The 9,501-nt window shown below is 68.4% G+C and carries 10 protein-coding genes and 1 pseudogene; 9 read left to right on the forward strand and 2 right to left on the reverse strand.

All coding sequences use genetic code 11. The annotated features are described in order from the left end of the window. Positions 1-177: 177 nt before the first annotated feature. The 6 genes and pseudogenes from ABZ796_RS27240 (at position 178) to ABZ796_RS27265 (ending at position 5,267) form a co-directional block, all read left to right on the forward strand. Positions 178-1,143, forward strand: coding sequence for an amino acid ABC transporter permease (locus ABZ796_RS27240; protein WP_357341280.1), 966 nt, complete (start codon positions 178-180; stop codon positions 1,141-1,143). Continuing rightward, positions 1,143-1,826: pseudogene (locus tag ABZ796_RS27245) on the forward strand (amino acid ABC transporter ATP-binding protein); the annotation flags it as partial. The gene ABZ796_RS27240 and the pseudogene ABZ796_RS27245, both read left to right, overlap by 1 nt. Before the next feature lie 198 nt (positions 1,827-2,024). Continuing rightward, positions 2,025-2,732, forward strand: a complete 708-nt coding sequence (locus ABZ796_RS27250) for a helix-turn-helix transcriptional regulator (protein WP_357341290.1) — start codon at positions 2,025-2,027, stop codon at positions 2,730-2,732. 173 nt (positions 2,733-2,905) lie between these two features. Then, positions 2,906-4,168: a hypothetical protein gene (locus ABZ796_RS27255; protein WP_357341281.1), complete on the forward strand. Its 1,263-nt coding sequence runs from the start codon at positions 2,906-2,908 to the stop codon at positions 4,166-4,168. A gap of 50 nt (positions 4,169-4,218) precedes the next feature. Beyond that, positions 4,219-4,902: a hypothetical protein gene (locus ABZ796_RS27260; RefSeq protein ID WP_357341282.1), complete on the forward strand. Its 684-nt coding sequence runs from the start codon at positions 4,219-4,221 to the stop codon at positions 4,900-4,902. A gap of 14 nt (positions 4,903-4,916) precedes the next feature. Further along, complete coding sequence (locus ABZ796_RS27265) at positions 4,917-5,267, forward strand: hypothetical protein (protein WP_357341283.1); 351 nt, start codon at positions 4,917-4,919, stop codon at positions 5,265-5,267. Between the two features lie 16 nt (positions 5,268-5,283). On the opposite strand, the gene ABZ796_RS27270 is transcribed toward ABZ796_RS27265, so the two are convergent. Further along, a complete protein-coding gene (locus ABZ796_RS27270; RefSeq protein WP_357341284.1) occupies positions 5,284-6,081 on the reverse strand; it encodes a helix-turn-helix domain-containing protein in 798 nt (265 codons plus the stop codon). A 62-nt stretch (positions 6,082-6,143) separates the two neighbouring features. Between ABZ796_RS27270 and ABZ796_RS27275 the strand changes: the two genes are divergently transcribed. Then, complete coding sequence (locus ABZ796_RS27275) at positions 6,144-6,599, forward strand: DUF3224 domain-containing protein (RefSeq protein WP_357341285.1); 456 nt, start codon at positions 6,144-6,146, stop codon at positions 6,597-6,599. Here the strand turns inward: ABZ796_RS27275 and ABZ796_RS27280 are convergent. Beyond that, positions 6,584-7,273 (reverse strand): helix-turn-helix domain-containing protein, encoded by a 690-nt coding sequence (locus ABZ796_RS27280; protein WP_357341287.1) that lies wholly within the window; start codon positions 7,271-7,273, stop codon positions 6,584-6,586. The two genes, ABZ796_RS27275 and ABZ796_RS27280, sit on opposite strands and share 16 nt — an antisense overlap. Positions 7,274-7,452: 179 nt before the next feature. Here ABZ796_RS27280 and ABZ796_RS27285 point away from each other — a divergent pair, with 179 nt between their 5' ends. Together ABZ796_RS27285 and ABZ796_RS27290 are read left to right on the forward strand one after the other, a co-directional pair. Beyond that, positions 7,453-8,271 carry a methyltransferase domain-containing protein gene (locus tag ABZ796_RS27285; RefSeq protein ID WP_357341288.1) on the forward strand — a complete coding sequence of 273 codons (819 nt, stop codon included), beginning with the start codon at positions 7,453-7,455 and terminating at the stop codon, positions 8,269-8,271. Between the two features lie 57 nt (positions 8,272-8,328). Next, entirely contained in the window at positions 8,329-9,435 is a 1,107-nt protein-coding gene (locus tag ABZ796_RS27290; RefSeq protein WP_357341289.1) for a GuaB3 family IMP dehydrogenase-related protein, read from the forward strand. The last annotated feature ends 66 nt before the right edge of the window (positions 9,436-9,501 follow it).

Here is a 9,501-nt window from a genome sequence, read left to right on the forward strand (position 1 = left end):
CCAGGTCTTCGGCCACGTCCAGCGCCAGTCGCTGGCGTTCTTCACCCGGGCGGCGAGGTTTTCGGTCAAGATGCGCCGACTCGGGGGCGGTGTCTCGTTTTCTGGACGCGCTCCCCGTCGCACTCGGGCTCAGTACAATGTTGAGCAAATTACTCGACATTTAGAGGGTGGTCGCGCGTGAGTGTGGATGAGGCCGTACGTCGCCCCCTGTTCGCCCGCGACGGCGACGAGCAGCTCCTCGGTGCCCGCCTCCTCGCGCGCCGCAAGCCGGGCCAGTGGATCTCGGCGGCGCTCGCGCTGCTGGTCGTCGCCGGGATCGTGAAGAGCCTGGTCACGAACCCGCGCTACCACTGGGACGTGGTGGGCGCGTTCTTCCTGCGTCCCTCCATCCTCGACGGGCTGGTGCTGACCCTGTGGCTGACCGCCGCGGTGCTGGTGAGCTCCTACCTGCTGGGCATCGTGCTCGCGGTCATGAGGCTCTCCGCGAACCCGGTGCTGAGCTCGGTGAGCGCGATCTACATCTGGTTCTTCCGGAGCGTGCCGCCGCTGCTGCAGCTGCTCTTCTGGTTCCAGATGGCCTCGCTGTACCCGCAGATCAGCCTGGGCATCCCCTTCCTGAAGCCGTTCGTCACCATCGAGACGGCCCACCTGTTCAGCGGCCTGCTCGCGGCCTTCGTCGGGCTGACCTTCGACATCGCCGCGTTCGCCGCCGAGATCATCCGGGGCGGCCTGGTCTCGGTCGAGGCCGGCCAGACCGAGGCGGCCAAGGCACTGGGTCTGTCCAAGGCCCGGATCTTCTGGCGGATCTTGCTGCCGCAGGCGATGCCGGCGATCATCCCGGCCTCCGGCAACCTGCTCATCGGCCTGCTCAAGGGCACCTCGATCGTCTCGGTGATCGCGGTGCAGGACCTGCTCTACTCGGTGCAGCTGATCTACGCCCAGAACTACCTGGTCATCCCGCTGCTGCTGGTCGCCACGATCTGGTACCTGATCCTGGTCACGATCCTGTCGACGATCCAGTTCTTCGTGGAGCGCTACTACGCCCGCGGCAAGGGTGCGCGCACCGGGTTCTGGCGGTTGTGGCGTGGCCAGCTGCCGCTCGTGCCGCGCTCGCCCCGGCGTCGTGACCTGGAGGTGATCTGATGAGCGAGCCGCTGGTGCGAGTCCGCGGGCTGACGAAACGGTTTGGTGCCAACACGGTCCTCGACGGCATCGACCTCGATATCGCCCGGGGCTCGGTGGCGGTCGTCCTGGGGCCGTCGGGGTCGGGCAAGTCGACGTTGCTGCGTACGGTCAACCACCTGGAGAAGCCCGATGCCGGCTTCGTCGAGGTGAACGGCGAGATCATCGGCTACCGCCGCGAGGACACCCACTTGAGGGAGCTCTCCGACCGGGCGATCACCCGCCAGCGCAGCCGGATCGGAATGGTTTTCCAGCAGTTCAACCTGTTCCCGCACAAGACCGCGCTGGAGAACGTCCTGGAGGGCCAGCTGGCCGCAGGCGTACGCCGCCGGGCGGCCGAGACGCGGGGACGCGAGCTGCTCGACCGGGTCGGTCTGGCCGACAAGGAGCGCTCCTACCCGCGGCAGCTCTCGGGCGGCCAGCAGCAGCGGGTGGCGATCGCCCGCGCGCTCGCGGTCGAGCCCGAGCTGATGCTCTTCGACGAGCCGACCTCCGCGCTCGACCCGGAGATGGTCGGCGAGGTGCTCGGCGTGATGAAGGACCTCGCCCGGACCGGGATGACGATGATCGTGGTCACCCACGAGATCGGCTTCGCGCGCGAGGTCGCCGACCAGGTCGTCTTTCTCGACGAGGGCCGGCTGGTCGTGCCACTGCTCTCCCTGCGTTTCGAGCTCGACGACCTGGCAGCCTCGCGTACGGGCTCGGCCTGGGTGGTCGTGGTCATGACCCCAACGCTCGTGCCGCGGACAGGCATCAGCCAGACACCTGTCCTGCCATCCACCCCCGTGCCTGGCACTGACAGGGTCAGGAAGAAAACGTCGCGCGGCCGCACTATAGGAACCATGACGACCGACCTCGGAGAGTTCCTGCGCAGCCGCCGGGCGGCGATCAGTCCCGAGGACGCCGGGCTGGTGTCCTACGGCGCTCGCCGCGTGCCCGGGCTCCGGCGTGAGGAGCTGGCGATGCTGGCCGGCGTCTCGCCGACCTACTACACCCGCCTGGAGCAGGCCGACCATCACAACGCCTCCGACGCCGTGATCGACTCGCTCGCCCGGGCGCTGCGGCTGAGCGCCGAGGAGCACGACCACGCCAACTACGTGCTCGCCTGGAACGACCTCGGTCACCGTCTCTTCGGTCACGGTCTGGACTTCGACGCCCCGTACGCCGGCCGTCCCCTGCGCCCCAACCTGGTCCGCCGGTTCTTCCTCGAGCCCGGCGGGCCCGAGCTCTTCGTCGACCCCGAGGCCACGGCCCTGCAGATGGTCGGCTTCCTGCGCTACTCCTCGGGTCTGCATCCCGACGACCACATCCTCAGCTGCCTGGTCGGCGAGCTCGTCCAACGCAGCGACCTGTTCGCCGAGCTATGGGCCGAGCACCCGGTCATGGACTGCGGCTACGGGATCAAACGGCTGCGGCACCCGGTGGCGGGGCGGCTGGACCTGGCGTACGAGGCGATGGTGCTGCCCGAGACCAGCCAGCGGATCGTGCTCTACCGGGCCGAGCCCGGCTCGCCCTCGGCGGACGCGCTCGAGCGGCTCGCCCGCGGCTAGAGGTCCTTCGCGTACGTCGCCGGGGGAGTGCGCCCACGACCTCCCGAACGTACGTGCCAAGTGATGACGAACTCGCATCTGCCATCGTTCGTAAAGCCTTCAGGGTAGGCTCCGAACGTCGCGGTGATCTTGATGTCGCCTGTGCGCTAATGGTGAGTCTCTCGGGGGGTCTGATGCGTTCTGTCCGTGGTCGCTGGAAAACTATTGGTGTCCTCGCCGGCGCGAGCGCTCTGTTGATTGCACTGGTTTCGGGCTGTGGTACTGAAGGAGAGTCAGGAACCAAGGACACCGGTGCCTCGAGTCCGAAGTCGGGTTCAGCCTCTGCTTCTCCGAGCTCAGAGGCCAGGGCGCCCGCGGTCGGTGACATCAACGCCGACGGGTACGGCGATGCGGTGGTCAAAGCCGCCAGCCTGATGGACTTCACCTCCGATGGAGCGGTCTTCAAGATGGCCAGCAGTTCAGTGCCGACGAACTACCCAGAGATGATTTGCGACTTCGATGGCGACGGTCTCCCCAATGCCATCGAGGAGATTCGGGCCCGCAGAGGAACGACGATCGACACCTACAGCGCCCTCGACACCGAGGGGAACCCGATCGCCTCAGTCAAGCGCCAGCGCAAGGTACAGGGCCTCGTCGTCAACGGTGTCCACTGCGGCGACTTCGATGGCGACGGTCGTCCCGACCTCGGACTCGAGGAGGACATCTACAACCTCGCCGAGATGGACCGCGCCGAGCTCCACAAGGTGGAGTCGATGCGAGTCCGGTTCACGGTCTACCGCCAGGTGGCACCCGGGAAGCTCGGCAAACCAGAGGTGTGGCTCGACACGCAAACCCCCACGGGCGAACCCGACAACACTGTCTTCGACAAGCACCTCGCGGTCGCTGACCTGAACGGCGACTCCAAAGACGACGTGATCCTCTTCGTGGACTACACGACGCGCGAGTTCATGTCCGGCGGGTTGGGCGCCATGTGTGGGCACGTCGCGGCTTACTCCAACGGCATGGCGTTCCGGCGAGGACCGGTCCAGAAGTTCGTTGCCAAGGACCGCGGAGGCAGCTCTCCCGAGGACGCCGAGATCGCGTGCGAAGCCATCCCAGCAGACACGAACGGGGACGGGGTCGACGAGTTGGTCGGCCTCGACGACGCAGGCAAGGCTGATGTGTGGTCGGCGAAGGGCGGCAAGTGGAACCGGACCAAGGCCAGCACGCGGCCGACCAAGGGCGGTAAGGGCAGTCCCGGTCTCCTCGGCGCCAGCGACGTCAACGGTGACGGCCTCACCGACCTGATCGCGATCACCGGTACGGATCAGGCATCGGTCATGCTGCACGCGGCGCAGCCCGGCGGCGCTCTCGCGGCGCCGAAGAAGATCCTTCAACTCTCGATGGGGCAAGGCCACTACAAGGTCGTGCCGACCCGCCTGATGCCAGCACGGTGACCGAACGGAGTTCAGCTGTGAGATTTCTTGCCCGTCGACTACGACATGGCTTGGCGTTGCTCGTCGCCATCCCCGTCGTCGCGCTCGCTCTGCCAGCGGAAGCGACAGCTTCAGAGCCGAGCCCGGCGATATCCGCTTCAGAGGACGCCTCGGCGAACCCTCCACTGCCATCGGCCTACGTCGCCGGCAAACCCAAGGTGTTGAAGCCGTCAGGCTCCTACACCGGCTGGCAGACCTTCCGCAGCAAAGGACCCGGCCTCAGCATCAAGGTCCCTCGCACGTGGAAGGAGGACGAGCAACTGGCCACCATCGACGGCGACAACGAGAGCGGCATCACCGGCGCCGATCAGCGCTTCATCACGTTGCCGCCCTGGGGCGAGGGAGTGGCCGACTGGACCGGCCTCGTAGAGCTTTTCGCCAAGAAGGACGAGCCGCTCTTCGGAGGACCAACCGAAGACGTCTCAGACATGCCGGCCTGGCTGGACGGGCAGGTCGCCTCCAGGCTGCATGACCCGACCATGGCGTTCAGACTGCCCAATCTGAAGGTCGGCGGCCTGGAGCTCTACCACTACGTCGACTACTCCAGCGGCGATGGGGGCGCTCGCTGGCACAAGTTCGGTGGGTACCACAAGAAGCACTTCATCAACTTCAGCTGGAGCTTCCACTACATGATCTCGGCCGAAGAGGTCGAGAAGTACATCAATCAGATCATGGCGACCATCAAGGTCTCGTGAGAAGGAAAGTGGCAATGCGCATCGTGAATCTGATCGTCGTGCTGATCTCGGCCTGCGCCCTCAGTGCCTGCGGCGCCGGGACTGACGAGACCGGGGCCGGAGCCAAGCCCCCCGCTGTGAAGGCCGATCCGCTCTCCGAGCGCGACCAGGTGTTCTGCACACACACCGAGAATCTGCCCCCTCAGGACCAAGACGGGTCCTGGAACACAGTCTTCCTCATGATGAGCGACTGGGCCGAGAACACAGAGATCCGGGCCATCGCCGACGAGTACAGGACGACCTACCTCGAGCCGGAGGACGCCGCGGTCTACCCCGACCGCATCCTGAAGATCTGCGCCAAGCACGGAGCTTTGGAAGGCGACTGAGTCCCCGCTGACGCGGCTAGAGGTCTTTCGCGTACGTCGCCGGCGGAGCGCCGACGACATCCCGGAACGTACGCACCAGATGGGCCTGGTCGCTGAAGTCCAGCTCCGCGGCGACCGCGGCCCAGTCGACGTCGCCGGCATGGGCGCGGGCGGCGACCTCCAGCACGCGGAACCGCTGCACGACCCACTTCGGGCCTATCCCGACGTACTCGCTGAACAGGCGCTGCAGCGACCGCAGGCTCAGGCCGGCGCGGTCGGCGAGCTGCTCGGCCCGGGTGATCGTCCGGTCGTGCTCGGCGAGGGCCACCCAGCGGCGTACGTCGTCGGCCACGGGATCGGTGGGGAGGCCCACCTCGAGGAGGTAGGTCTCCATCGTTGCGGCCATCTCCTTCGGGTCCTCCGCGGCGAGGATGCGGTCCGCGGCAGGCCGGTCGTCGACGCCGAGCAGTTCCTCGGCGGGGACGACCTCGTCGGCGATCGTGCTGACCGCGCGGCCGAGCACCGGGCGGAAGAGGCCGGGCAGGAAGGAGACGCCGAGCGTGTGACCGCGGCCGGTGAGATGCCGGACGAACGGGCGCCGGCCGATCCCGTGGACGAGCAGCCGACCGTCCTCGGCGGCGATGTGGATCCGGGGCTGCGGGATGACCTGCTGGTCGTGCGGCTGCTCGAGGTCCCAGCCGACGTACCAGTGGTAGTCCACGTGCGCCGCGATCTCGGGGGAGGGCACGAACCGCTCGGTCGTGATCGTCCGGGCCGCCGTCACCGGCCGCACGATCGCGTCGGGATAGCCCCTGCCCTCCATCTGGCCAGCCATGCCGCCAACGATATGGCGCGTTCCTTCAATCCGGCGCCCCGGTTCCCGAGCAGGCTGGACCCATGACGACCTACAGCAACAAGGCAAGCACCACGATGACCGTCGCGCGCTGGCACGAGGCGGCCTATGTCGACATCGACGGCGAAGGCACCGCGATGGGCGACGACGTCTACATCCCCACGCGCGGCCTGACCACCTCCGAGACCGACTACGCCTACACCGGCGAGATCGAGGGCAAGGGCACAGCACGGATGATCGGCGCCTACGGCAACCCCGCCGGCGGCGCGGTCTTCGAGGCGTACGAGCAGTTCATCGGCTCCATCGCCGGCCAGGAGGGCTCGTGCGTGTGGCGGATCAGCGGGACGTACGCCGACAAGACCGTCCGCTCCCACCTCACCGTCGTCCCCGGCCTCGGCACGGGCGGCCTCGAAGGCCTCGTCGGCGAGGCCGACATGGTCCTCTCCGAGGAGGGCGGCGGGGAGGCGTACGGCTTCGTCCTCTCCTACGACTGGAGCTGAACGCGGGGGCGGGGGATGTGGGCCGAGGTCGACTGGCCGACCCAGGCGGGGAGGGCGCGGCGTACGTCCTCGGCGGCGGCGATGGTGACCATCTCGGCGCGAAGCGCCATCGGCCAGGCGAGGTCGCCGCGCCAGATCTCGGTGAGCGTACGCAGGCTGCAGGTGACCCGGGCGTCGACCTCGAACCCGGGGTCGAAGTCGCAGACCTCGGCCTGGTCGGCGGCGACCGCGAGCCACCATCGGGCGGCCTTCGGGTCGACGTCGGTGAGCCGGAACTCGACCACGGTGCGCTGCCGCGGCCACACCTCGATCGGGATCGTGCGGCGCATGTCCCAGAAGAGCAGGTGGGGGTCGAGGTCGGCCTGGCCGAGCTCGCCGACCCAGCGGATGCCCCACTCGTTGAGCGCGGTGACGACGGTGGCGAGCTCCTGGCCGCTGTCGGTGAGATGGTAGGACGTACGTTGCCCCTCGCCGCGGCGCTGGATGATGCCCGCGCGCTCCAGGGTGCGTAGCCGCTTGGAGAGCAGGGCCGGCGACATCTTCGGCACGCCCCGGCGCAGCTCGTTGAAGTGGGTGCTGCCGAGCAGCAGCTCGCGTACGACGAGCAGCGTCCACCGCTCGTCGAGCACCTCCATGGCCTTCGCCACCGGACAGAACTGGCCGTATCCCGCCACCGGACCGCCTCCCTCACAGCCCGAGATCCCTGCTCTCAGTAGAACGCCGACGAGGACGGGTGGCAAGTACAGATCCAGAACCGGTAGCGGTTCAGATCCGGCACTATCCGCCGAGGACGGCGCCGGGTGAGGCTGGAGCCTCCAGATCACATCTCGGGTCAACGTCTTTGGAGGAAGACATGACCGCAACACCAGCAGTGCCCGACCTGAAGGCCCGCCACCGGGCGATGTGGGGCCTGGGGAACTATGTCCGGGTCGCCGACGAGCTCATCCCCGAGCTCGGCCAGGTGCTCGTCGAGGCGTGCGAGATCGGGCCCGGCGACCGCGTACTCGACATCGCCGCCGGTACCGGCAACGCCGCCGTCCCCGCCGCTCTCGCCGGAGCCGAGGTGATCGCCAGCGACCTGACGCCCGAGCTGCTCGACGTCGGCCGGTCGCAGGGCGCCGACGCCGGTGCCGGCTCGATCACCTGGCGCGTCGCCGACGCCGAGGCGCTCCCGTTCACCGACGCCGAGTTCGACGTCGTCATGTCCTGCGTCGGCATCATGTTCGCGCCGTTCCACGAGAAGGCCGCCGCGGAGCTGGTCCGGGTCGTGCGACCGGGAGGCAGGATCGGCCTGGTCAGCTGGACCCCGGAGGGCTTCATCGGCCAGATGTTCGCGACGATGAAGCCGTTCATGGCACCGCCGCCCGAGGGTGCTCAGCCACCTCCGCGATGGGGCGACGAGACCCATGTACGCGGCCTGCTCGGCGACCAGGTGACCTCGATCCGGGCGGAGAAGCGCACGGTCACGATCGACTCCTTCGACACCGGCGCGGAGTTCCGGGACTTCTTCAAGGCCTGCTACGGCCCGACGATCGTGGCCTACCGCGGGATCGCCGACGACGAGTCCCGGACCGCCGCCCTGGATGCCGCGCTCGCCGACCTGGGCGACCGCTTCCTCACCGGCGGGGCGATGACGTGGGAGTATCTGCTGCTGACCGCGGTGCGCAGCTAGCCCGGTTGGTGCGTGGCCTTTCCGATCTCGATCCGGTCCCGTGGAACAATCCGTCATGTGACTGAGATCGAGATCGGCCGGGCCAAGCGAGCACGACGGGCGTACGCCTTCGACGACGTGGCGATCGTGCCGTCGCGGCGCACCCGCGACACCACCGAGGTGAGCACCGACTGGCAGATCGACGCTTACCGCTTCGACATCCCGCTGATCGCGGCGCCGATGGACTCGGTGATGTCGCCCTCGACCGCGATCGCGATGGGCAAGCTCGGGGGCCTCGGGGTGCTCAACCTCGAGGGCGTGTGGACCCGGTACGACGACCCTCAGCCGCTGCTCGACGAGCTGGCCGAGCTGAGCGGCGTCGACGCGACCCGGCGTCTGCAGGAGATCTACGAGGCCCCGATCCGGGCCGAGCTGATCACCGAGCGGCTGCGTGAGGTGCGCGCCTCGGGCGTCACCGTCGCCGGGGCGCTGTCGCCGCAGCGTACGAAGGAGTTCGCCAAGGCCGTCGTCGACGCCGGGGTCGACCTCTTCGTCATCCGCGGCACCACGGTCTCGGCCGAGCACGTCTCCTCGCAGGCCGAGCCGCTCAATCTCAAGGAGTTCATCTACGAGCTCGACGTGCCGGTGATCGTGGGCGGGTGCGCGACCTACCAGGCCGCGCTGCACCTGATGCGCACCGGCGCGGCCGGCGTCCTGGTCGGCTTCGGCGGCGGCGCGGCCCACACGACCCGGACGGTGCTGGGTGTCGCGGTGCCGATGGCCTCCGCGGTCGCGGACGTGGCGGCAGCGCGTCGTGACTACCTCGACGAGTCCGGTGGCCGCTACGTACACGTCATCGCCGACGGCGCCGTCGGCCGCTCCGGCGACATCGCCAAGGCGATCGCCTGCGGCGCCGACGCGGTCATGGTCGGTTCGCCCTTCGCCCGCGCCACCGACGCCCCCGGCAAGGGGTTCCACTGGGGCAACGAGGCCCACCACGCCGACCTGCCCCGCGGCGAGCGCGTCGCCTTTTCGCCCGTCGGCACCTTCGAGGAGGTCCTCTTCGGTCCTTCTCACGTCGCCAACGGCACCATGAACCTCGTCGGCGCCCTCAAGCGCGCCATGGCCACCACCGGCTACACCGACCTCAAGGAGTTCCAGCGGATCGAGGTTGTCGTCGGCTAGCAGGTCCCGAGCGCAGCGAGGGAGCTGCGCCGACGACAAGATCGAGCAAGCGCTTCTGGCGGGTCG

Origin of the sequence: Nocardioides sp. NPDC047086 (genome assembly GCF_040643685.1) — a bacterium.
Classification (GTDB): Bacteria; Actinomycetota; Actinomycetes; order Propionibacteriales; family Nocardioidaceae; genus Nocardioides.